The 23,302-nt window shown below is 62.9% G+C and carries 19 protein-coding genes; 8 read left to right on the forward strand and 11 right to left on the reverse strand.

The annotated features are described in order from the left end of the window. Positions 1–199: 199 nt before the first annotated feature. Both mtnA and mtnK read right to left on the reverse strand, forming a co-directional pair. Positions 200–1,291: an S-methyl-5-thioribose-1-phosphate isomerase gene (mtnA, locus tag AC0L15_RS25495; protein ID WP_287245320.1), complete on the reverse strand. Its 1,092-nt coding sequence runs from the start codon at positions 1,289–1,291 to the stop codon at positions 200–202. Further along, the gene (gene mtnK, locus AC0L15_RS25500; protein WP_287245318.1) at positions 1,288–2,559 is read right to left on the reverse strand and encodes an S-methyl-5-thioribose kinase; all 1,272 of its coding nucleotides are present in this window, start codon (positions 2,557–2,559) and stop codon (positions 1,288–1,290) included. Before mtnK ends, mtnA begins: the two co-directional genes overlap by 4 nt. Positions 2,560–2,694: 135 nt before the next feature. Between mtnK and AC0L15_RS25505 the strand changes: the two genes are divergently transcribed. From AC0L15_RS25505 to AC0L15_RS25515, 3 genes are all read left to right on the forward strand, one after another. Then, positions 2,695–4,206, forward strand: a complete 1,512-nt coding sequence (locus AC0L15_RS25505) for a sugar ABC transporter ATP-binding protein (protein WP_287245315.1) — start codon at positions 2,695–2,697, stop codon at positions 4,204–4,206. 34 nt (positions 4,207–4,240) lie between these two features. After that, on the forward strand, positions 4,241–5,260 hold the full coding sequence (locus AC0L15_RS25510) for an ABC transporter permease (RefSeq protein ID WP_287245312.1): 1,020 nt from the start codon (positions 4,241–4,243) through the stop codon (positions 5,258–5,260). A 62-nt stretch (positions 5,261–5,322) separates the two neighbouring features. Then, a complete protein-coding gene (locus AC0L15_RS25515) occupies positions 5,323–6,378 on the forward strand; it encodes a substrate-binding domain-containing protein (RefSeq protein WP_287245309.1) in 1,056 nt (351 codons plus the stop codon). Positions 6,379–6,517: 139 nt separating this feature from the next. Here AC0L15_RS25515 and AC0L15_RS25520 read toward each other — a convergent pair whose 3' ends face one another. From AC0L15_RS25520 to AC0L15_RS25540, 5 genes are all read right to left on the reverse strand, one after another. Then, positions 6,518–6,742 carry a type II toxin-antitoxin system ParD family antitoxin gene (locus tag AC0L15_RS25520; RefSeq protein ID WP_473497504.1) on the reverse strand — a complete coding sequence of 75 codons (225 nt, stop codon included), beginning with the start codon at positions 6,740–6,742 and terminating at the stop codon, positions 6,518–6,520. An 89-nt stretch (positions 6,743–6,831) separates the two neighbouring features. Continuing rightward, positions 6,832–7,104 carry a type II toxin-antitoxin system YafQ family toxin gene (locus tag AC0L15_RS25525; protein WP_287245306.1) on the reverse strand — a complete coding sequence of 91 codons (273 nt, stop codon included), beginning with the start codon at positions 7,102–7,104 and terminating at the stop codon, positions 6,832–6,834. A gap of 1 nt (position 7,105) precedes the next feature. Continuing rightward, positions 7,106–7,363, reverse strand: a complete 258-nt coding sequence (locus AC0L15_RS25530; RefSeq protein ID WP_287245304.1) for a type II toxin-antitoxin system RelB/DinJ family antitoxin — start codon at positions 7,361–7,363, stop codon at positions 7,106–7,108. Positions 7,364–7,473: 110 nt separating this feature from the next. After that, positions 7,474–9,528, reverse strand: coding sequence for a bifunctional aldolase/short-chain dehydrogenase (locus AC0L15_RS25535; protein ID WP_287245301.1), 2,055 nt, complete (start codon positions 9,526–9,528; stop codon positions 7,474–7,476). An 80-nt stretch (positions 9,529–9,608) separates the two neighbouring features. Then, complete coding sequence (locus tag AC0L15_RS25540; RefSeq protein ID WP_287245298.1) at positions 9,609–10,574, reverse strand: sugar-binding transcriptional regulator; 966 nt, start codon at positions 10,572–10,574, stop codon at positions 9,609–9,611. A gap of 190 nt (positions 10,575–10,764) precedes the next feature. Between AC0L15_RS25540 and AC0L15_RS25545 the strand changes: the two genes are divergently transcribed. Further along, positions 10,765–12,402: an acyl-CoA synthetase gene (locus AC0L15_RS25545; protein WP_287245295.1), complete on the forward strand. Its 1,638-nt coding sequence runs from the start codon at positions 10,765–10,767 to the stop codon at positions 12,400–12,402. A gap of 180 nt (positions 12,403–12,582) precedes the next feature. Here AC0L15_RS25545 and AC0L15_RS25550 read toward each other — a convergent pair whose 3' ends face one another. The 3 genes from AC0L15_RS25550 to AC0L15_RS25560 form a co-directional block, all read right to left on the reverse strand. Then, a complete protein-coding gene (locus tag AC0L15_RS25550; protein ID WP_287245292.1) occupies positions 12,583–12,918 on the reverse strand; it encodes a GIY-YIG nuclease family protein in 336 nt (111 codons plus the stop codon). 149 nt (positions 12,919–13,067) lie between these two features. Beyond that, a complete protein-coding gene (locus AC0L15_RS25555; RefSeq protein ID WP_287245290.1) occupies positions 13,068–13,961 on the reverse strand; it encodes a PhzF family phenazine biosynthesis protein in 894 nt (297 codons plus the stop codon). Between the two features lie 48 nt (positions 13,962–14,009). Next, complete coding sequence (locus AC0L15_RS25560) at positions 14,010–14,363, reverse strand: VOC family protein (protein ID WP_287245288.1); 354 nt, start codon at positions 14,361–14,363, stop codon at positions 14,010–14,012. 303 nt (positions 14,364–14,666) lie between these two features. On the opposite strand from AC0L15_RS25560, the gene AC0L15_RS25565 reads away from it, so the two are divergent. The 4 genes from AC0L15_RS25565 to AC0L15_RS25580 all read left to right on the forward strand — a co-directional run bounded on the left by AC0L15_RS25565 (position 14,667) and on the right by AC0L15_RS25580 (position 21,449). Continuing rightward, a complete protein-coding gene (locus tag AC0L15_RS25565) occupies positions 14,667–15,275 on the forward strand; it encodes a TetR/AcrR family transcriptional regulator (RefSeq protein ID WP_128245663.1) in 609 nt (202 codons plus the stop codon). Positions 15,276–15,351: 76 nt separating this feature from the next. Next, entirely contained in the window at positions 15,352–16,491 is a 1,140-nt protein-coding gene (locus tag AC0L15_RS25570; protein ID WP_473497508.1) for an efflux RND transporter periplasmic adaptor subunit, read from the forward strand. Positions 16,492–16,740: 249 nt separating this feature from the next. Then, positions 16,741–19,887 (forward strand): efflux RND transporter permease subunit, encoded by a 3,147-nt coding sequence (locus tag AC0L15_RS25575; protein ID WP_287245286.1) that lies wholly within the window; start codon positions 16,741–16,743, stop codon positions 19,885–19,887. 68 nt (positions 19,888–19,955) lie between these two features. Further along, positions 19,956–21,449: an aldehyde dehydrogenase family protein gene (locus AC0L15_RS25580; protein WP_287245284.1), complete on the forward strand. Its 1,494-nt coding sequence runs from the start codon at positions 19,956–19,958 to the stop codon at positions 21,447–21,449. Positions 21,450–21,562: 113 nt separating this feature from the next. Here AC0L15_RS25580 and AC0L15_RS25585 read toward each other — a convergent pair whose 3' ends face one another. Further along, a complete protein-coding gene (locus tag AC0L15_RS25585; RefSeq protein WP_287245282.1) occupies positions 21,563–23,272 on the reverse strand; it encodes an APC family permease in 1,710 nt (569 codons plus the stop codon). Positions 23,273–23,302: the final 30 nt, after the last annotated feature.

Raw genomic sequence — 23,302 nt, forward strand, 5'->3', positions numbered from 1 at the left:
GTTTACGAGAGCCAATTCCGCAGTCCCGCGCCGTCGGCTGCGCCAGCTGGTGGCGGCCTTGTCGGATCATGTGGTGGATCGACATCGCATTTGGCATTGCCGGCGAGGCCGGGTCTTTTCAGGGGTCCGGCGAGCCGTCAGTCTTGATATTTAGGGCCGTTGCCAATCGTCTCAGCAGTATCCGTGGGAGCAGGATCCATCAGCGTCCGGGAAACATCGCCTTCAAGCCGTCGCGCGAAGCCCTGGCGACGCCGCGTTCGGTGATCAATCCGGTGACCAGCCGCGCCGGCGTCACGTCGAAGGCCGGGTTCGCCGCGGGCGTCGTCTCCGGCGAGATGCGGACCTGCGCAATCTCGCCACTCGCGCTCTTGCCCCAGACCAGTGAGACCTCGTCGCTGGAACGCTGTTCGATCGGGATTTCGGCCAGCCCGTCACCCACCGTCCAGTCGATGGTTGGCGACGGCAGCGCGACATAGAACGGCACGTCGTTGTCGGCGGCGGCCAGCGCCTTCAGATAGGTGCCGATCTTGTTGCAAACATCGCCGTCGGCGGTGGTGCGGTCGGTGCCGACGATGACCATGTCGATCTGGCCGCGCTGCATCAGATGGCCGCCGGCATTGTCGACGATCAGCGTATGCGGCACGCCGTGGCCGGCCATCTCCCATGCGGTCAACTGGGCGCCCTGGTTGCGCGGGCGGGTTTCATCGACATAGACATGAACGGGAATGCCGGCTTCCGTTGCCAGATAGATCGGCGCCGTGGCGGTGCCGTAGTCGACGGTGGCCAGCCAGCCGGCATTGCAGTGGGTCAGGATGTTGACCGGCTCGCCCGGTTTTTTGCGTGCTGCGATTTCCCTGATGATTTCAAGCCCGTTGACGCCGATCGCGCGGTTGAGGCCGACATCCTCGTCGGCGATTTCGCCGGCGCGCCGGTAAGCCGCCTCGGCGCGCTGTCCAGATGGAAGCGGCCGCAAGAAATTGCGCATCTCATCGAGCGCCCAGCGCAGATTGATCGCGGTCGGGCGGGTTTCGTGCAAGACCTCCCAGACGCCGTCGAGTGCCGAATCGGATGGGTCGTCGGCCATCTGCATGGCGACGCCATAGGCCGCGGTGACGCCGATCAGCGGCGCGCCGCGCACCCACATGTCGCGGATCGCCGTGGCAATGCCGGCAACGGTGCCGACTTTTTCGACGCGGAAATCATGCGGCAGCCAGCGCTGGTCGATGATCTCCACCGAACGGCCGTCGTCGCTCAGCCAGATGGTGCGATAGTGGCGGTCGCCGACGTTCAAATCCTGTTCTCCCGTTCGATCAGTGCGGCCAATTTGTTGACCTCGTCGATGCTGTGGATCTGGCGCCGGTTGACGGCGATATGACGGCCGAATTTCAGCGCCTTTGCCTCACATGTGGCGCGCAGGTCGGCGTCGGCAATGGTCTCGAAATCGGCATTGTGCGCGAGGCCCAGAATGCGCCTGTGCACCTCGACGCCGGCAAAGCCCAGCATGTCGGTCCACACCTGATGCAGCATGTGGTCGAGCGCCTGCTCGGCGCCGAGCCTGTCGCCCTGATCCTCGAACAGGCTTTGCTGATAGAGCATGCCGGTGCGCTCGGTTCGCCACAGATGCGAGAACTCGCTGCGGAACACCGACCATGTCTCGACCGTCACGTCGAGCAGATAGGCGCGCATGGCGTCGCGCTTTCCGTTCTGCTCGTGGCCACGCTGCGAGAAGAACGCCATCCAGAAATTGGCGAGCAGCATGCCGACGTCGAAGGCGATCGGGCCGTAGAACGCGAATTCGGGATCGATCATCCGCGTTTCTGTCTCGGTGACCATGATCGAGCCGGAATGCAGGTCGCCGTGCAGCAGCGTCTCTGCATTGGCCGCAAAAATGTGCTTCAGCCGCTGCGCCTCGACCTTGAGGTCGCGGTCGGCGCGCAGCTCTGCGACGACGCTGTCGAGCTGCGGGCTCGTATGCCGGTTCATCTTGGCATCGAAATACGGGTCCGAGAACACCAGGTTCTCGGTAATGTCGCAGAGCTCGACATTGTCGGCGAACAGCGCCAGATCGGCCTTGCGATCCCTGGTCGCCATATGCAGGTCGGAGCCGCGAAACAGGGTGCGGGCCATGAACAGGCCGATGTCTCCGGCGATGTTGGGCAGTTGCCGGCCCTCGATCAGCGCGCGCCGCAGGATGATGTGCGGCGACAGATATTCCATGATGATCAGCGCCTGGCCTTCGTCGAAGTGATGGATCGCCGGCACCGAGCCGGGTGCTCTCGCGTCTTGCCGCGTCAGCGCGTGATATTCGAAGAAGGAGCGTTTCAGCGGCAGCGGCCAGCTGTCGCCGACCAGGCGGACATAGGGCAGGGCCTGCTTGACGACGGCCGCACCCGTGGCGCCCTCGACGATGAACACCAGGTTCAGATTGCCGTCGCCGACCTCGCGGACCTTCCAGCGGCTTGTATCTTTGCCGATATGCGAACACAGGGCATCGTTGGCGCCGAGGCGTGCTGCCAGGGTGTCGACCGACAGTGCTTCGAACGGCAATTTCTGCGTCATCCTCACCTCCCGCATATGCACTCGCATCATAGTGGAGCCATGGCGGCCGGGCCAAGCTAGGAAGCTCTCTGGCAATTGTCAACCGTGTTGACAATTGCCGGAACAGCTCCTAGCGTCATGGTCAGGGAGGAACGAATGGGCAATGATGCCGTGTTCCGCGTGGACGGCCTGAGGAAATCCTTCGGCCACATCGAGGTGCTTGGCGGCGTCTCGCTCGAATTGCATGCCGGCGAAGTGACCGTGCTGATGGGCGCCAACGGCGCCGGCAAATCCACTCTGGTCAAGATCATCAGCGGCGTCTACGAGCGCGGCGGCGGCACGATGAGCCTCGCCGGCCAAGACTTCGGGCCAAATACCCCGGCCGAGGCGATCCGCGCCGGCGTCGTCACCGTTCATCAGAACATCAATGACGGTGTCGTAGCCGACCTCGACGTCGCCACCAATTTGACGCTGGACAGGCTGAGCGGCAGCGGCGCGCCGACCTTGTTCAATCCGGGCCGGGTGAGTCGCGAGGCAAAGGCGGTTGCCGACCGCATGGAGCTGGCCATCGACCTGAGAGCCCGGATCAGCGATCTCTCGCTGGCCGACCGCCAGATGGTGGCGATAGCCCGCGCCATGGCGCATCAGCCGAGAGTGCTGATCCTCGATGAGCCGACGTCCTCTCTGTCCAGCGCCGAGGCCGACCGGCTTTTCGCGCTGCTCGACAGGCTGTGCGAGCACGGCGTCGCAATCCTCTACATCTCGCACCGCATGTCGGACATCAGGCGGCTTGCCGACCGGATCGTCTCGATGCGCGACGGCGTCATCTCAGGCGTTTTCGACCGCAAGCCGCTCGACTATGAAGGCGCGGTCAACGCCATGCTCGGCCGCAAGATGCACCTCGACCGGATCGTCGCCAGGAATTCGGCCAAGCCTGTCCTGACTATCGACGGGTTGCGCATTGCGCAAGGCGCCAGGACGATCTCGCTGACGCTCGGCGACGGCGAAGTCGTTGCCATCACCGGCCTCGTCGGCGTCGGCAAGACCGCGCTCGCCGAGACACTGTTTGGCGTGCGCAAGCCGCTGTCCGGCACCATGGTGCTGAACGGCAAAGCCTATGCACCGGGGTCGACAGGCGAGGCGATCGCCGCCGGCGTCTTTCTCGTCGCCAAGGACCGGAGCGAAAACGGGATCGTCGGCGACTTCAACATCCAGGAAAATATCAGCCTGCCGTTCCACAGGCGGATGTCGCGTTTGGGCGTCCTCAAGCGCCGCGTCGAGTGCGCCATCGCCCGCCGGCAAATCCAGGAATTGGGCATCGTCTGCCGCTCGGAGAAGGACGAAATGTCGGCGCTTTCGGGCGGCAACCAGCAGAAGGTGATGGTCGCCCGCTGGATGTCGCAGGCGGCAAGACTGTTCATCCTGGACGAGCCGTTTCAGGGCGTCGACATTTCAGCCAGGCGTGATATCGCGGCCAAGCTGCGGGCGAGCGCCAACGGCCGTGCGACGCTGCTGTTCGTCACCGAGCTCGATGAGGCGCTGGAGACCGCCGACCGCATCCTGGTGATGTCGGAGCAGACAATCGTCGGCGAACATCGCAATGCCGACATCGACCTCGAGCGGCTGCTGGCCGAAGTGGCGGGCGGGCCGCTGCACAGTGCAGCGTGAGGCGGGCAGTAATGGGACGTGGAATGGAGAGGGCATGAGTTCGGGTTGGGTAAGGATGGCAGCCGCGCGGGACCATGCCATCCGCTATGGCTTCATCGTTCTGCTGTTCGGGTTGATCGCCTATTTCGCCATCGCCGCCGATGGCTTCGTCTCGCCGCAGAGCGCCGTCTTCATCTTCCAGTCCGTCGCCATCACCGGCGTGCTGGCGCTCGGCGTCACCGCCACCCTGGTCGTCGGCGGCTTCGACCTGTCGATCGGCTCGGTCGCTACCAGCGCCATGATGGCAGCCGCCTATGTCATGGTGGTGCTGGAGCAGAACGCCATCGTTGCGGTCGTCGCCTGTCTCCTGATCGGCGTCGTCGTCGGCCTCATCAATGGCTGGCTGATCGTCTATATGCGCGTGCCGGATCTGCTGGCGACGCTCGGCATGATGTTCCTGCTCGTCGGCTTGCAGCGCATCCCGACCGAGGGCCGCTCGATCGCCACCGGCATGACGATGCCCGACGGCTCGGTCGCCAACGGCACGTTCGGCCGCGCCTTCCTGGCGCTCGGCCGCCACCGCTTCGATTTCTTCATCCCCAACCTCATCCCGGTTTCGGTCGTCGTCCTGCTCGTGCTTGCGGTGCTGATCTGGTTCTTTCTCGAATACACCCGTTTCGGCCGCATGATGTATGCGGTCGGCAGCAACCAACGGGCTGCCGAGCTCGCCGGCGCGCCTGTCAAGGCATACAAAATCTGGGCCTACATTATTTCGGGGGTTTTTGCCTCGATCGGCGGCATTTTGCTCGCTGCCCGGCTTGGACGCGGCGATATCGCCTCGGGTAATAATCTCCTGCTCGACGCAGTGGCTGCGGCGCTCATCGGCTACGCGGTTCTTGGCGCCGCCAAGCCGAACGCCTTCGGCACGGCTGTCGGCGCGGTGTTTGTCGGCGTGCTGCTGCAGGGCCTGACGATGATGAACGCGCCCTATTACACGCAGGATTTCATCAAGGGCGTGGTTCTCGTGGTTGCCCTGGTCTTCACCTTCGCCCTTTCCGGCAGGGGCAACAGGTAGGATTTCGACGGATAGGATTTTCGACCGGCTGAAATTTGAATTCAACAAGAGGAGGAGACACCATGAAGATCACAAGAAGACTTTTGGCGAAGGCAACACTCGGGCTTGCCGGTGCTGCGCTGCTGATGCAGGTCCCGGCAATGGCGCAGGACAGGCCGGCGCCGTTCGACAACCCCGGCGCGGTCAAGATCGCGCTGGTCCGCTATCTCTCGACCGGCGACTTCTTCCAGGCCTATCTGTCCGGCGTCGAAGCGCAGGCCAAGGCGCTTGGCGTCGATCTGCGCGTCCTCGACAGCCGCCAGGACGCCGCCCTTCAGGCGGACATGGTCGACCAGGCCATCGCGCTCGGCGTCCAGGGCATCATCATTCAGCATGGCTTGACGGAATCGATGAAGGACGCCGCCCAGCGCGCGGTCGACGCCGGCATCAAGGTCGTCGCCTTCGACGTCAATGTCGAAAACCCCAAGATACCGCAGATCGAGCAGTCCGACCGCGACCTTGCACGCCTCGCGCTCGAGCAGGCAATCAAGGACAATGGCGAGAGCTGGAAGGCCGGCTACGTCTATGTCGCCGGCATTGCGCCGCTCGACCGCCGCAACGAGACCTGGGTCGAGTTCAAGAAGAAATATCCGGGCATCAACGAGGCGGCGATGTTCGGCACGCTCGACAATCCGATCGCCAATTCCGTCGCCAACCAGGCCCGTTCGGTGCTGTCGGCCAATCCCGACATCAAGGTGATGTTCGCGCCCTATGACGAATTCGCCAAGGGCGTGAAGATCGCCGTCGACGAGGCCGGCCTGTCGCAGGACATCAAGATCTATTCGGCCGACATCTCGACCTCCGACATCGCCGCGATGCGCGAGCCCGACAGCGCCTGGGCGGCAACCGCTGCCACCAACCCGGCCGTCGTCGGCCAGGTTTCGGTGCGCGCCCTGTCTCAGCTTTTGGCCGGCGAAGACCCCGGCCAAAACGTCATCGTGCCGCCGACGCTGATCACCCAAAAGGACCTGATCGACAAGGACATCAAGAACATGGAAGATCTCTCGGCCAAGCTGCCGCAGTTCGCCCATGCCGATGTCGCGATGCCGGCCTGGATGCCGAACCCCAACGCCAAATAAGCGTACCATCGCAGGCGCAAGGGAAGAGCGGCTTTCGGGCCGCTCTTTTCCAGGTCTGAATGCCTGCTTCGTCGGCGTGAGCCGATATCTAGCCACGGGCGCGGCATTCTGCCTTCAAACCGCGTATGAACTCGGCGGGTTAGACGTTCACCGGCTTGCCGCTGGTCATGCCGTCGGCATAGGCTCGTTTCAAATGTTCCAACTCCAAGTCGCGCAATTCCTCGCGCTGTTCCCACAGGCGCAGGGCGTCGCGGACAATCTCGCTGTTAGAGGCATATCCCCCGCCTTCGACAGCGCTTTGCAGGCGGGCAGCCTGCTGCGGGGTGAGGGATATGGTAAGGGTGCGCATGGGTTGGGTTTTCATGCTTAGCCTGCAGTCCAATAGTCCCGCGGTGAGGATGGCAAGTTTCCAGCCCGCAGCGCAAAAGATCCTAAGTTGCGTGCCCGCCTCGGCTACTCATTGAACAGATCGGAATGGGAGTCGGTGCGAGCAAGCTGTAGCTCATCGCCGGCGACACGATAGATCAAGAGCCAGTCCGGTTCGATGTGAGCGTCACGATAGCCTTTCCAGTCGCCCTTCAGTGGATGATCCTTATAACTCGCTGGGAGTTCATCGCCGGCGAGCAGGAGGCCCAACAGCTCGCGCAGCTTGCCAAGATCTTTGCCACGCTTCTCGGCACGTTTCACATCACGGCGGAATTGTCCGGATCGAACAGGCGCCAGCACATCAGATTTCCAAGTCCTTGAACAACTCGTCGGCCGAGGCGAAACGCTTGCCCTTGCCCTGCTCCAATTCGGACATGGCCTTTCGAGTGGTTGCGTTCGGCACCTTCACCGGAAAGGGGAACTCCTTGTCGGCGGCGACGCGGACCAACAGCAGGCGGATGGCGTCGGAAACGGACAATCCCATTGCCGCCAAGGCTTCCGTCGCCTTTGCCTTTGTCGCCGCATCGATCCGAGCGCGGACCACGGTATCCGTTGCCATATTCTTGCTCCTTGCCGTTGAGCTACAATGTAGCTACGAAGCGCCGAATTCGCAAGCCGTTCGGCCCATTCGTACCGCTCGAAAATGTGCGGCGTCTTGAGCGACATGCATTACCTCAACGCCGCCGCGATGTTGCCGCCGTCCACCGTCGTCACATTGGCGGTGGTGCGCTCTGCCAGCGCCTGATGCAGGAAGGCCTGGGCGACGTCTTCGGCCGTCACTTCCTGCCCGAGCAGATTGCCCGCCATATATTCCTTTTCCGATACCCCGCGGGCGCTCGAACGGCTGGCGATCATCGCGTCGGTCAACAGCCCGGAACGGATGCGGTCGGCGTTGACGGCATTGGAGCGGATGCCGTGGGCGCCGTAGTCGACAGCATATTGCCTGGACAGGAAAAGCGTCGCCGCCTTTGGCATGCCATAGGCGCCGAACTTCGGACCCGGATTGATCGCCTGCTTGGAGGTGTTGAACAAAAGCACGCCGCCGGTGCCCTGCTCGAGCATGATGCGCACTGCGTTCTGCGCCGCCGACTGGTGGGCGAAGAAATTGAGTTCGAAGCTCTTGCGCAAAGTGGCGTCGTCGAGTTCGCCGATCCTGCCTTCCCAAGCCGCACCGGCATTCGAGACGAGGATGTCGAGGCCACCGTAGACGGCAATGGCCTTGTCGCAGGCAGCGCGCATCTGCGCCGGGTCGGTGATGTCGGCGCCGACGCCGATCGAACCGTTGCCGGCCTTTTTTGCCGCCTCCGTCGCCCTCGCCGCGTCGAGATCGACGACGACCGCATGAGCGCCATTGTCGGCGAACAGCTTTGCCGTGGCGGCACCGATCGCGCCGGCGCCGCCGGTGACAAGCACAACCTGGCCGGTAAGCGGCTTCGGCTTGTTGGCGGCGAGCTTGGCCTGTTCCAGCGACCAGTATTCGAGCGGGAACAGGTCGGCCTTGGACAGTGGATGGAAATCGCCGATTGCTTCGGCGCCGCGCACCGCCTCGATCCACATTTCACCGACGTCGGAGGCAATCTTCGCGTCCTTCAGCGTGCGGCCATGGCCGAACATGCCGAGCCCCGGCACCAGCGTCAGGCGCGGCATCTGGTCGAGCATAGTCCGCTTCACGTCGTCGAGCGCGTCGTTGGTCTCGAAGTAGGCGCGATAGTCCCTGGCGAAGTTTTCGACATGCTGGCGAATGACGGATTTGTAGTCGCCGATCTTGTCCGCGTCGGGCGCCGGCAGCGCCATCGGTCCGGTCTTGATGCGAATCGACAGGTCGGGCGTCGACACACCGCGCCCGGCATAGTCGGCAATGTCAGCCGAATTGATGAAATCGACGATCGCGTCCGAGGTGCGGAAATCACTGATCATACGGTCGAAGCGGCCTTCGCCGCGCGCCACCGCCACCGCGCCGCGCAGCATCGGCGCAATCTCCGCAGGCTTCGCCAGCCTGGCCGGCAAGGCGGTTTTTTCGCTGCGCGGCTTGCCGTGACTGGCGATGAAATCCTCGGCGAGGTTCACATAATGGATCATCCGGTCGTAAGCCTGCTTGGCATCGTCGCCGAAGGTGAAAATGCCATGCTTGTCGAGGATCAGGCCTTCGACCGTCGGGTCGGCGTCAAAGACATCGGCAGCCGCCTTCGCCAGGTCGAAGCCCGGCATGATGTAGGGCACGAACCCCATCTTGTTGCCGAAGACCTTCTTGCTCAGCGCCTCGCTATCGTCCTGGTCGACAATGGCGAGGATGGCGGTCGAGTGCGTATGGTCGACGAATTTATGCGGCAGGAAGGCGTGCAGCAGTGTCTCGACTGAAGGGTTGGGCGAAGACGGATCGATCAGGTTCACCCGCTGCAGCGCCACCATGTCTTCGTCGGAGAGTTTTTTGAGCGACCGCGCCTTGAGCAGCGCGCCGAGCTTGACCGCCGGCAGGCCCTGCGGCTCGATGATGCCCATGTCCCAGCCGCTGCCCTTGACGCAGAGCACGTCCCATTCGTCGCCGACGAGATCGGTGGCCTTTGTCTTGCACGATGTGTTGCCGCCGCCATGCAGGACAAGCCGCGGTTCGCCGCCCAGAAGCCTGGTCGTGTAGACGCGCAGCGCCAGGTCGCGGGCCACACCCTTTGTTGCATAGTCGGCAACCAGCTTCTCCGCGTCGCCGTCATTCCACAGGTTCTTCATGTTCGCTTCGTCCGGTTGTTTTGTTGTGAAACAGGAATGCCGCGACGCCTTGATGACAATGCGTCCGCGGCTTGTGTTCTCTAGGCGACCTTTTCTACTGCCGGTCCGGCATGGTCGAGCAGCCGTCGCGCCATCCGGGCGCCGACCACCAGATGCGTGCATAGCCCACCCGCGATCGCCGCCACCAGCGGTCCGAACTTGCTGTCCTCCTGCACCACCACGAGGCGCTTTTCAATCTTGCGCAGCGATGACAGCTCCGCCGAAATGATCCGCCTGTTGTAGCTGCAGTCGAGCGCCTTGCCTTGCGCATCGATGATCTGACCGGCGATGACGCCGGCAGCCCCGGCACGACGCAGCACCTCCATTTCGCTGGCAGTCAGCGCGCCGCATTTGACGACATGGCTGTCGGCATCGACGGTGCCGACCGAGTAAAGCGCCAGATTGCACGCACTGATGCCCGACAACTGCTCGCGGATCACCGGCTCGGCGCGCAGGCCGCGCGCCAGTTCCTCTGTCGTCAGCACCAGCGGCGCATAGAAATTGAGTCCCTTGGCATTGAGCCGGCGGGCGATTTCCATGGTGCATTGGTCGGGGCGGTAGGAATAGGGGGCTCCCAGATTGCCGCAGAGCTGCACCACCGTGACATCCTGCAGATCGGCATAGGACATGATGTCGGCGATCGTATAGATGGTCCTTCCCCAGGCGACGCCGATGCGATCGCCCTTCTTGATCAGTTCGAGAAAGACGCTGGCCGCCAGCACCGCGATGTCGGTCGACGGATCGGCGACATGGCCGTTTTCCGGCGCTATCCAGACGGCATCGAGCTTCAATGCGTCTTCGAGCTTGCGCGCCATGACATCGTCGGTGAAAAGCTGGGTCGAGGTCGAGATGTTGACAATGCCGGTCTCGCGCGCCTTGCGCAGATACATCGCGACCGAGGCTCGGGAAATCTTGAGCTGGCTGGCCACCTGGTCCTGGCGCAAGCCGTGGGCATAGTAGAGCCAGGCGGCCTTGTGGATAAGCTGTTCTGCCGGTCGGATCGCCATGCCATCTCCTCGCTGACATTATTCACAGCTGTCGACAAAAGTCAAACTGAGCGAGGGTAAACGATGCCCTTTCGCTTGCTCTATCTAGATCATCATTGTGCCGAATGTGCCCTAGCGTGGCATTGTTGGTGGTGACGGGCCGGAATCTTGTGGGGTAGAAGGGTCGATCAGACATTAGGGGAGGAACGGGATGGGCAATCCCTACGAACAGGATCTCGGCAGGAATCCAGCCAACCACCAGCCGCTGACGCCGCTCAGCTATCTGGAGCGGGCGGCAAAGACCTTTCCCGACCATGTTGCTATCATCCATGGTCCCCAGCGCACGACCTATCGTGATTTCTGGCGGCGGTCGCTGAAACTTGCCTCGGCGCTGCAGAGGCGCGGCATCGGCAAGGGCGACACCGTCACCGTCATGTTGTCCAACACGCCGCCGATGCTGGAAGCGCATTTCGGCGTGCCAATGACCAAGGCGGTGCTGCATTCGCTCAACACCCGCCTCGATGCCTCGGTCATCGCTTTCCAACTCGACCATGCCGAAACCAAGGTGCTGGTCGTCGATCGCGAATTTGCAAATGTCGTCAGTGAGGCGCTGGCGCTGGCTAAGGTAAAACCGCTGGTCATCGACTATGACGATCCCGAATACGCCACTGACGCCCCCTATCCCAAGGGCGAGCGGATCGGCTCGCTCGACTACGAGACCTTCGTCGCGGGCGGCGACGAGAATTTCGCCTGGTCGATGCCGGACGACGAATGGGATGCGATCTCGCTCAACTACACCTCCGGGACGACAGGCAATCCGAAGGGCGTCGTCTATCACCATCGCGGTGCGGCACTGATGGCCTACGCCAACACCATCCATGCCGGCATGGGCAAGCATGCTGTCTATCTGTGGACGCTGCCGATGTTCCACTGCAACGGCTGGTGCTTTCCGTGGACGCTGGCCGTGCAGGCCGGCACCCATGTCTGCCTGCGCTGGGTGCGGCCGAAGCCGATCTACGACGCCATCGCCGACCACGGCGTCACCCATCTGTGCGGTGCGCCGGTGGTGATGTCAGTGCTGATCAACGCCAGCGACGAGGACAAGCGGCAATTTCCGCAGACGGTCACCTTCAACACCGCCGCGGCACCGCCGCCGGAAGCGGTGCTGTCGGGCATGGCCGATGCGGGTTTTGCCGTCACCCACCTCTATGGCCTGACCGAGACCTATGGCCCGGCGGTCGTCAACGAATGGCAGGGCGAGTGGGATGGGCTGGAGAAGGGACAGAAGGCGGCGAGGAAGGCCAGGCAAGGTGTGCGCTATGCCGCGCTCGAGGATCTGACGGTGATGGACCCTGAGACGATGGAGGAGACGCCGGCCGACGGCGAGACGATCGGCGAGGTCATGTTCCGCGGCAACATCGTCATGAAGGGCTATCTGAAGAACCGCAAGGCGAGCGACGAGGCCTTCGCCGGCGGCTGGTTCCACTCGGGCGACCTCGGCGTCATGCATCCCGACGGCTACATCCAGCTCAAGGACCGCTCCAAGGACATCATCATTTCCGGCGGCGAGAACATCTCCTCGATCGAAGTCGAGGAGGCGCTCTACAAGCATACCGCCGTCGCCTTCTGCGGCGTCGTCGCGAGGCCCGACGACAAATGGGGCGAGGTGCCGATCGCCTATGTCGAGCTGAAGCCGGGCAGGACGGCGACCGAGGCCGAGATCATCGATCACTGCCGCGCGCTGCTCGCCCGCTTCAAAATGCCGAAAGCGGTGATCTTCGCCGAAATCCCGAAGACCTCGACCGGCAAGATCCAGAAGTTCCGGCTGAGGGAGATGGCCAAGGGGTAGGTGGCAGATCACTATTGCCCCAGCTAAGCCCAACTTGAACGGAGCAAAGAGATCGCATCGGATCGAAGGCCCTCCCGATCGTCCTCGCTACAGAGCCAACTCGGTAGAAGATCCAGCAGGGCCCCCCTTCAGCGGCAAATCGCAAACCTCTAGGATTAGCTGAGACACCCCTTCACTTCGTCATCCTAGGGCGGAGCAAGGAGCGAAGCGACGCGGCGCAGACCCTGGGATCCATGCCGTTACCCAAGCCGAAGAATGCGGCGGCCCAGAACCGAACGCTGCTACCCCGTTCCGCGAAAACTCGAACCATTCTGGATTGGTCTTCTCGGTCAGTTCGATCTTCCTCGGCCAGCGCTTCAGCGACTTCTCGCGCTGGATGGCGTCGCAAATGTCGAAGTGTTCGCCACACTTCTGGCTCGCGGTCATGGTGGCATAGCCGGTCATGGTGGAAGGTAACCAGCGCCGTTGCCGATGCAAGCGCCGTTCTGAGCCGCTGCATTCTTCGGCGGATGTCACGGCATGGATCCTCTGCGCCGCGCCTTACTTGCCCTAGGATGACGAAGGTGTAGTAGCCTATGCCAATCGCCAACGTTGGAGATTTGGCTGCCGACCGGCCGGCATCGACCGTCCACAGGGCTCGGAACCAAATCCTCCGTGCGGGGAAACTAGATCGAAAACGCCCCGCTCGCCACCACGATGCCACGTCCACACACGCTCACCGAGCCGGCATCGACATCGACCTCGATGATGCTGGTACGTCCGAGCGCCGTGCCTTGTTCGACCTTGATTACGCCGGGCTGCGCAACACCGTGTGCAACCAGATGTGCGGCGAGCGGACCAGCCGCCGTACCGGTTGCCGGATCCTCGGCAATGCCGACAGTCGGGTTGAAAAACCGTGCATACGCTGTGCTTCCCCGCAGTGGCGGATCAAGTGAGAAGACGTAGCAGCCTTCCCCGCCGACCTCGTTGAGCAGGTCGAAAAGCTGTTTGGCGTCAGGCGAAATCCGGTCGACGGCTTGGCGATCGCGGATTGGCACCAGGAGATGGGCAGCACCGGTCGAGACCACCTGGCAAGGCACGACGTCCGTTATTTCTTCAGTATTTAGGCCAAGTGCCGCGGCAAGGGCGCCAGGATTTGAGATCTGCCGGCCGGCCACTGGGGCTTCTTGCCGCATAATGATCTTTTCGAGTTTTCCTTGGCTTTGCCAGATGGCCAATGGATATACCAAGTCGCCGATCTGTTGGTGAAACCATGTCGGGCCATCGCCCAACTCGAGCCGCCCCGCCGCAGCGAGCCACCACCAGGCCCCTAGCGTGTTGTGGCCGCCTGCGCCGAAAACCTCCACGCCTTTCGGCGTGAAAGAGCGCAATTTCCAATCGGCGTCCGCCCGGGTCGCCGGTAGGACAAAAGTGGTCTCGGACTGGTTGAACTCACGGGCAATGTTCTGCATCAGCTCGAGCGCCAACTCGTCACCGCCATCGACCACCGCAAGGGAATTGCCGGTCAGCGGCTCTACCGCGAAGACATCGACGAAATGAAATGGAATTGTTCTGCTCATGGTCCTCCGAGAACCGCAATTGGGCCCGTTCAATTTGCAGAACAATCTCTACCGAAAATGCGAGAGCACGTTGACCAACTTGCCGGTCGGGTCGGCAATGAAGAAGCGTCTTACGCCCCACGGTTCGTTGGTCAAATCATAGACCACTCTGCAACCGATCTCGTTTGCGCGAAGATAAACCGCATCGACATTGTCGACCTCGATCGACAGATCAGGCACCGGGGTGCCTGAGCCGCCCTCGCTGGCGATGCTGATCTGGGGGACGGTGGTTTCGCTGGACGCCAGCGTGACGAGCCACCCGTGATCCATCACGGCATCGAGCCCGAACAGATCGGTATAGAACTCCCGAACATCCGGAATGCTGTCTGTTGCGATATTCGAGACGATGCGCAGCACGGTCATTCCATATCTCCTCCACAGCTTGCCATATCTCCACAGCTTGCATGGTAACGCATGGCTGCGCGCTGCGGAGCACGTCTCGAATAAAATACGCTGATCACCTGAGCCGCAGAGTGCCGCCGGAGGACCTTGAAGGACCGGCGGGATGCCCAGCAGGCTTCGTTAACGCTGTTCACGCCTAGGTTGTATAAGCAGGTGTCACCGGTCGCCCAGACGAGTAACATTCACCTGTTGACTTGCGGGCGATTTCGAATTACGAGTGACGAAATTCAAAATTCGTCACTCGTAATGAGCTAATGATAAATGATGCATGACACCCTCGACACGACGGCTGACCTGGTCCGGCAGGAGAATGTTGCGCGCATCCTCGATTGCGCAGAGCGACTGTTCCGCCACTACGGCTACGGCAAGACCAATGTCGCCGACATAGCCCGTGAACTCGGCATGTCGACGGCCAACATCTACCGTTTCTTCGCCTCCAAGGTCGAAATCCACCAGGCCGTTTGCGGCCGCATGCTCGCTACCTGCTATCAACTGACCTACGACGCCTGCCATAGTTCCGGAACGGCCAGCGAAAGGCTGCGCCGCTACGTGCAAACGCATTATCAGTGGACCCGCGACACCATGCTCGACCAGGAGAAGGTGCACGAAATGGTCGTCGTCGCCATCGAGCGCGATTGGCATGTCATCGAGAAGCATATCGACAGGATCCGCGGCTTGGTCGAGGAGGTGATCCGCGAGGGAATTGCCGCCGGCGAGTTTGCCGACCAGGACGCGGAAGTCGCTTCGCGGTGTTTCGGCGCCGCTATCATCACTCTCTGTCACCCGCAGATGGTCGCCCAGTGCCTTGCCAAGAACAACCGGGCGATGCCGGACGAGCTTATCGAGTTTGCCCTCAGGGCTTTGAAGAAATGACCGGCGGCGTCCGCTCCGGGCGTCGACAATCCATCTCCAGTTCGGGAGTACGCAAGTGTCTTTGTCCAAATCCATCATGAACAGGCTGCCGGCCATTGGTCCGGCTCTGGTCGTCGTCGCGGCGCTTGGACTCGCCGGTTGCTCGCAAGAAAAAGTGGAAGTCAAGGACATCGTCCGGCCGGTCAAGGTCGTCGAGATCGCCAAGGCGAACGATACCCGTGAGCTCTCCTACTCCGGATCGGTGCGCGCCCGCACCGAGATGAATCTCGGCTTCCGCATCAACGGCAAGATCACCGAGCGCCTGGTCGACATCGGCCAGCGTGTGAAGCCGGGCGACGTTCTGGCCCGCATCGATCCCGCCGACTACGACCTTTCGGTCAACAGCGCCGAGGCCAGCCTCGAGGCCGCCGAGCGGCAGGTCGAGACAACGGGCCTTGCCCGCCGTCGTGCCGAACAGCTGTTTGACAAGAAGTTCGCCTCGAAATCGCAGCTCGAACAGGCGACGCTCAGCTATGATCAGGCGGTCGCCACCCGCAATTCCGCCCGCTCAGCGCTTGACCAGGCGAAGAACCAGGTCCTCTACACCGACCTCAAGGCGGACAGGAATGGCATCGTCACGTCAGTCGCCGCCGATGTCGGTCAGGTGGTCGGCTCCGGCACGCCGGTTGTGACCGTTGCCGTCGATGGCGAAAAGGAAGTGCTGATCGCCGTGCCGGAAACGGATATCGCCCAGTTCAAGCCGGGCAAGGACGTCAAGGCAAGCTTCTGGTCCGACGAAGCGCTGACGCTCGACGGCAAGGTCCGTGAAGTCGCCGGCAGCGCCGATCAGCAGTCGCGTACCTTTGCCGTTCGCGTCAGCCTGCCCAACGATCCGCGCGTGCTTCTCGGCATGACCGCGAATATCGAGGCTTCGGCCGCCAACAACAGCCTGCAAAGCGTATCGATCCCGTTGAGCGCGCTGGCGCAAAAAGACGGCCAGCAGATCGTCTGGACCGTCGACCGCAACGGCGAGACCGTCCATGCGCGTCCGATCAAGGTCGCCGAGTTCACCGCCGACGGCGTGCATGTTGCCGAAGGATTGAAACCCGGCGATGTCGTCGTTGCGGCGGGCACGCAATTCATGACCGAAAATCTAAAAGTCAAGCTGGCTGGCGATGCGGTGCAACAGTCCGCATCGGCGGACGATGATGGTGACGCCGCCAAGCGCGTGCGCTGACGGCCAGGCATAAAGCGGCTTTTCCTCGCATCGGCGCAAGCCGCGAGGTCAAGCGGTTCACGGTTTCCGGGCGGCAGGCGCCCGATTGTCGAGACGCCAGGTCGATGTAACCCCCCGACATCGATCCTAGCGCCCCACCGCGATGAGTGTCTCTCCGCTCGGAAAGCCTCGCCGCCCGGAAGCCAGCATTAGAAGCTCCGTGGGCATGCCATGTGCGTGCGCTGACGATCAGACAGATGGACTGGCGCTATGACCACCGATACCACCGAAAAACGGCCCTTCAATCTTTCGCGCTGGGCGATCGGGCACCCGAGCATTGCGCGGTTCCTATTCGGCCTGATCATCGTTGCCGGTGCGCTCGGCCTGATGCGCATGGGCCAGAAGGAAGATCCGGATTTCACCTTCCGCGTCATGGTCGTCCAGGCGGTCTGGCCCGGTGCCTCGATCCAGGAGATGGAGGACCAGGTCGTCAACAAGATCGAGCGCAAGCTGCAGGAAACGCCGCATCTCGATTTCGTCCGTTCCTACACGCGCGCCGGCAGCGCCATCATCACCTTGCAGGTGGAAGGGGACACCAATCCGACCCAGGTCGCGGATGCCTTTTACCAGGTACGCAAAAAGGTCGGCGATATCGCCAATGAGCTGCCCCAGGGGCTGCTTGGGCCTTACTTCAACGACGAATTCGGCGACACTTTCATCACCCTGCATTCGATCAGCGGCGATGGTTACAGCTATCCCGAGCTGAAGAAATTGGCCATCCAGGCGCGTGACATGCTTCTGACCACGCCCGGCGTCGAGAAGGCCGTGATCATCGGCGACCAGCCGGAAAAACTCTATGTCGACGTTTCGTCCAAGGTGCTTGCCGAGCGCGGCCTGACACTCACCGATCTGCAGAACGCGATCAAGGGCCAGAACAATGTCGATCCGGCAGGCTCGGTCGACACCGGCCAGCGCTCCGTGCGCATCTCGGTCGAGGGCAGCGTGACGGAGGCGGCCGACATCCGCGAACTTCGCCTGCGCGCCGGCAACCAGGTGACGCGCCTCGGCGACATCGCAACCGTGACCACAGGTCTCGAGGATCCCTATCAGCGCAAATACCGCTTCAACGGCCAGGACAGCGTTCAGGTCGGCGTCGTCATGGCCAAGGGCTTCAACGTCACCGATGTCGGCAAGGAGGTCGAGGCGACCTATCACCGCTTCGAAGAGGCCTTGCCTTACGGCGTTTCGGTCGATCAGATCGCCGACCAGCCGGAAGTCGTGCGGGACGCGGTGAGTGAGTTCATGACGGCGCTCGGCGAGGCGCTGCTGATCGTGCTTGTCGTTTCGTTCCTGACGATCGGCTGGCGTTCGGGCCTGGTGATCGCAATCACCATTCCGCTCGTTCTGGCCGCCACCTTCGCCATCATGTACGAGATCGGCATCGATCTGCAGCGCATTTCGCTTGGCGCGCTGATCATCGCGCTCGGCCTGCTTGTCGACGATGCGATGATCGTCGTCGAAATGATGGAACGCAAGCTCGAGGAAGGAATGGTCAAGATCGAGGCGGCGAGCTTCGCTTACACCTCGACGGCCTTTCCGATGCTGACCGGCACGCTGATCACCACCGCCGGCTTCATCCCGGTCGGCTTCGCGGCTTCGACGGCCGGCGAATATGTGCGCACGCTGTTCTACGTCGTCGGCATCGCGCTGGTCGTCTCCTGGTTCGTGGCGGTCTATTTCACGCCGTGGCTTGGTCATATGATCCTCAAGCAGCGAAAACACGCCGGCAGCCATCACGATGTCTTCGACACGCGCTTTTATCGCCGGCTTCGCGCCACCGTCAGCTGGTCCGTGCGCCACCGCATCATCGTGCTGGTCATGACGCTGGTGACCTTCGTCACCAGCCTGTGGGCGTTCCAGTTCATCCCGCAGAATTTCTTCCCGCAGTCGTCGCGCCCGGAAATCCTTGTCGACCTCTGGCTGCCGGAAGGCACCAGCATCAAGGAAGTCGAGACGCAGGCCAAGGCGCTCGAAACCAGGATGATGGACGACAAGGACAAGCGCTTCATCGCCACCTATATCGGCGAGGGCGCGCCGCGCTTCTTCCTGCCGCTCGACCAGCAGCTTCGCAATCCGAACTTTGCCCAGCTTCTGGTGATGGCCAATGACGAACCGGCCCGCGAGCGGCTGATCGCCAAGCTGCGCACCATTCTGGCCGAGGATTTTCCGTCCGTCCGTGCCAAGGTCGACCGCCTGTTCCTTGGGCCGCCCACCGGCTGGCCGGTGCAGATGCGCGTCATGGGCCCGGATCGCCAGGAGGTGCGCCGCATCGCCGACGAGGTGAAGGCGAAGTTCCAGGCAAATCCGCTGCTCGGCGCCGTCCACGACGACTGGCTGGAGCCGGTGCCGGAGATGAAGCTGGTGATCGACCAGGATCGCGCCCGTGCGCTCGGCGTCACCTCGCAGCGCATCCGCCAGATGCTGCAGGCGACCATGTCGGGAGCGCCGCTCGATGATTTCCGCGACGGCGAGGAGACGGTTTCGATCGTCGCCCGCGAGCCGGAGGCAAGTCGCCATCTGCTGTCGGCGGTCGACTCGATCTCTGTCCCGACGGATTTCGGTGGCTTCGTGCCGCTGTCGCAGGTCGCCAAGGTCGTCCCGGTGCTGGAGCAAGGCGTCGAATGGCGGCGCGACCGCCTGCCGACCATCAGCGTGCGCGCCACGCTGCCGGACGGCGTGCAGTCGAACGATGTCGTCATGAAGATGTACAGCGAGATGCAGGGCCTGCGCGACGGTCTGGCGCCCGGCTACAACATCGAGATCCAGGGCGGCGCCGAGGATTCGGCCGAAAGCCAGGCCTCGATTGCAGCGAAAGCTCCAATCATGCTGGCCGTCATCGTCGTGCTGCTGATGATCCAGCTGCAGCACTTCGGCAAGGCGATGCTGGTGCTGGCGACCGGTCCGCTCGGCATCATCGGTGCTGCGGCGGCACTTTTGATCAGTGGCGCGCCGTTCGGCTTCGTCGCCATTCTCGGCGTCATCGCGCTGCTTGGCATCATCATGCGCAACTCGATCATCCTGGTCGACCAGATCGACCAGGACATCGCAGCCGGCATGGAACGCTCGGAGGCCATCATCGGCTCGGCAGTCCGCCGTTTCCGGCCGATCATGCTGACGGCGCTGACGGCGGTCCTGGCGCTGATCCCGATCTCGCGCGGCGTCTTCTGGGGGCCGCTCGCCTATGCCATGATGGGCGGCATCCTCGTTGCCACGGTGCTGACCATCCTCGTCCTTCCGGCAGGCTATGCCTTGTTCTTCGGCCGGGAGCGCAAGAAGGTCGAGGACGCGGCGCCGGCCGCCGAGCCGAAACGGGCGGAAAACGATGACCAGCCGCAACTGCCCCTGGCGGCCGAATAGGGCTGTTGGCAGATGTGACGTCCAGGGGTTAAATCCGCCCACCGGCAGGAGCGCCGGAGGAGGACGTCATGACCATAGCTCAGGCACCGGTGGCGCTGCGCCGGCCGATCGACGGACGCCACCGCCAGATGTTCATCGATGGCGCCTGGGTCGACGCCCGCTCGGCCCTCACCATGGAAACTCGCAATCCGGCCACCGGCGCGGTCATTGCCACGGTGCCGCGCGGCGACCGCCAGGACATCGAGCTGGCAGTGGCGGCGGCGCGCAGAGCCTTCGACGGGCCGTGGAGCCGGTACAAGCCCTATGAGCGGCAGGTGCTGCTGCTCAGGATCGCCGATCTCTTCGAAAAGCACTGGGAGGAGATCAGCCGCTCGGACACGACCGACATGGGCATGCCGATCGTGCGCACCCTGGCCAACCGCAACCGCGTCATCGGCATGCTGCGCTATTACGCCGGCATGGCGACGTCCCTGCACGGCGAGACGATCGAGAACTCGCTGCCGGGCGAAATCGTCTCCTTCACGCGCAAGGAGCCGGTCGGCGTCGTCGGCGCCATCATCCCGTGGAACGCCCCGACGGCGGCTTCGATCTGGAAGATCGGACCGGCGCTGGCGACCGGCTGCACGGTGGTGCTGAAACCGTCGGAAGAGGCGCCGCTGACGCCGCTTCTGATCGCAGACCTCATGAACGAGGCCGGCGTTCCCCCAGGCGTCGTCAACATCGTGACCGGCACCGGCGCCGAGGCAGGCGCCGCACTTGCCGAGCATATGGGCGTCGACAAGATCGTCTTCACCGGCTCGACGGCAACCGGCCAGTCGATCGTCCGCGCCTCGGCCGGCAACCTCAAGCGCGTCTCGCTGGAGCTTGGCGGCAAGTCGCCGGTCATCGTCTGCGCCGACGCCGATGTCGACAAGGCGGTGCCGGTGGCGGCGATGTCGGTGTTCGCCAATTCCGGCCAGATCTGCATCGCCGGCTCGCGCCTGTTCGTCGAACGCTCCGTCCATGATGAATTCGTCGAGCGGCTGGCGGCCTATGCCAAGGGTCTTAGGATCGGCGACGGCATCGATCCGGCGACCGAGATCGGCCCGCTCGTCTCCGAAAAGCAGCTGCAACGGGTCGCCTCGTATCTCCAGGCCGGCACGGCGGAGGGCGCGACCCTCGTCACCGGCGGTGAACGCCTCATGGAAGGTGCGCTGGCCGCCGGCAATTTCGTCGCGCCGACCGTCTTTGCCGGCGTTTCGGACGACATGAGGATCGCGCGCGAGGAGATCTTCGGGCCGGTGATTTCGGCGCTGCCGTTCGATACGCTCGATGAGGCGGTCGAGCGCGCCAACAACACGCCCTACGGTCTTGCTGCCGGGGTCTTCACCCGCAACATCGCCATCGCCCACCAGCTATCGCGAAAAATCCGTGCCGGCTCAGTCTGGGTGAACACCTATCACGCCATCGATCCGGCCGTGCCCTTCGGCGGCTACAAGATGAGCGGCTACGGCCGCGAGGGCGGTGCCGAGCACCTCGACGAGTATCTCAACACCAAGGGCGTGTTCATCAAGATCGATTGAGCGATCCGCCGAATAGGCCCTGAAACGAAAAACCCGCCTCGGCGGCGGGTAATCATCGGCACGAACATGCGGGGATCAAGCGCGCATCGCGCGCTTGATCCCTTCAGGCGGGGTCAGATGACGAACAGCCAGTTGGCGAGCAGCATCACCACGACGCCGGCGATCAGCGTCAGGTAGGGCAGGATTCCCGCCTTTCTGACCGCGAGATCCGACGACGTCATGCCAAGGTCAGCCAGCATATGGTCGGGGAACTTTCCCTTGTCCTGGATGTAATGCCTGAAGCAGAACACCGGGATGATGAGGGCAGCCGTGATCAGTCCTGCCCACAGCGCCATCGGGTTCCAGACCTTTGCCCCGGCGCCCATGAAGATCATGTTGACATAGGCAAAGATGGCGCCGAGGCCGAGCAGCCAGCTCGGCGCGCGCCATGGCCGCGCGATATGGCCATTGTCGATGCGGTGGATCCAGCCGGCGTTGAGGTTGAGGAAGTTGAAGATGATGTAGCCGCAATTCGACACGGCGAGGATGAAGAAGAAACTCGTCGCGTCGGCCGAGGCGATGGCCAGCACGGCCAGGTTGAAGATCAGGTCGGTCCACATCGCCCGCGTCGGGGCGCCGTGCTCGTTGACATGGCTGAGATAGCGGGGCAGCCAGCCATCGACGGAGCCTTGGTAAAGCGTGCGCGAGGACCCCGCCATCGCCGTCATGATGCACAGCACCAGTGCCAGGATCATCAGCATCACCAGCAGGCTATGGATGAGCTGTCCGCCGCCGACCATGCCGGCCAAGGCATCGGCAACACCGGAGCCGTCGACGATCGGGGTGGCCAGCATGCCGTTCAAGCCGAGCACGCCCTGGAAGGTGAACGGCACCAGGATGAACAGCAGCATGCACAGCAGGCCGGAATTGAAGATCGCCTTGAAGGTGTCCGTGCCGGGATTCTTGAACTCGGACGTGTAACAGACGGCTGTCTCGAAACCGTAGGTCGACCAGGCGGCGATGAACATGCCGCCGAGAACGAGCGTCCAGCCGGCGATGTTCCACGCCCCGGGCTCCGGCGCGTAGGCGGCCGCCAGCGGCACCAGTGGCGAAAAATTCGCCCAGTCGATCTGGCCGGTGACGATCGGCACGACGCCGACGATCAGCATCGGGATGATCACGAACAGGCCGATATATTTCTGCACGTTGGCCGTGCCCAGGATGCCGCGATGCTGGATCGAGAAGATGATCAGCATCAGCACCGCGCCGATGAAGAAGGTGGCGTTGAAGGTGAAAGAGACCGGCCCCAACGTGTGACTGTAGAGCGTCCAGTTGCGGATCGCCGGCGTCGCGGCCGCGCTCACCGCCGTGATGGCGTCGGCGGCACTCGCCCCAGTATTAGCCGCGATATAGGCAAGGACTTCCGGCGAGGTGTCGGTAAACAGCGGCACCGGCGCCAGCGCGTTGAGGATATAGGCGGCGGCGATAGAGCAGCCGAGCGACAGCACCGGCGACCAGGCGAACCAGTTGCACCACACTGAAAGCGGCGCGATGAACTTGGAATAACGCAGCCAGGCGGTGGCGCCATAGATCGAGGCGCCGCCGGACTTGTTCGGGAACAGGCCAGCGATTTCCGCATAGGTGAAGGATTGCAGGAAGCCCATGATCATGGACACGGTCCAGATCAGGAAGGCCAGCTTCCCGGTCGTGCCGGCAATGCCGCCGATCGAAAACAGCACAAGGGCGGGAACGCCGCTTGCCACCCAGAAGGCACCGCGCCAATCGATGTTCCGGTGCAGCTTCCCTTCGGCAGCCGGCACCAGGGCAGAGACTATCGTGCTCATTTGCGTGAATTCCCCATTTTGATGTTCCCC

The sequence above is a fragment of the Mesorhizobium sp. WSM4846 genome (genome assembly GCF_055811415.1).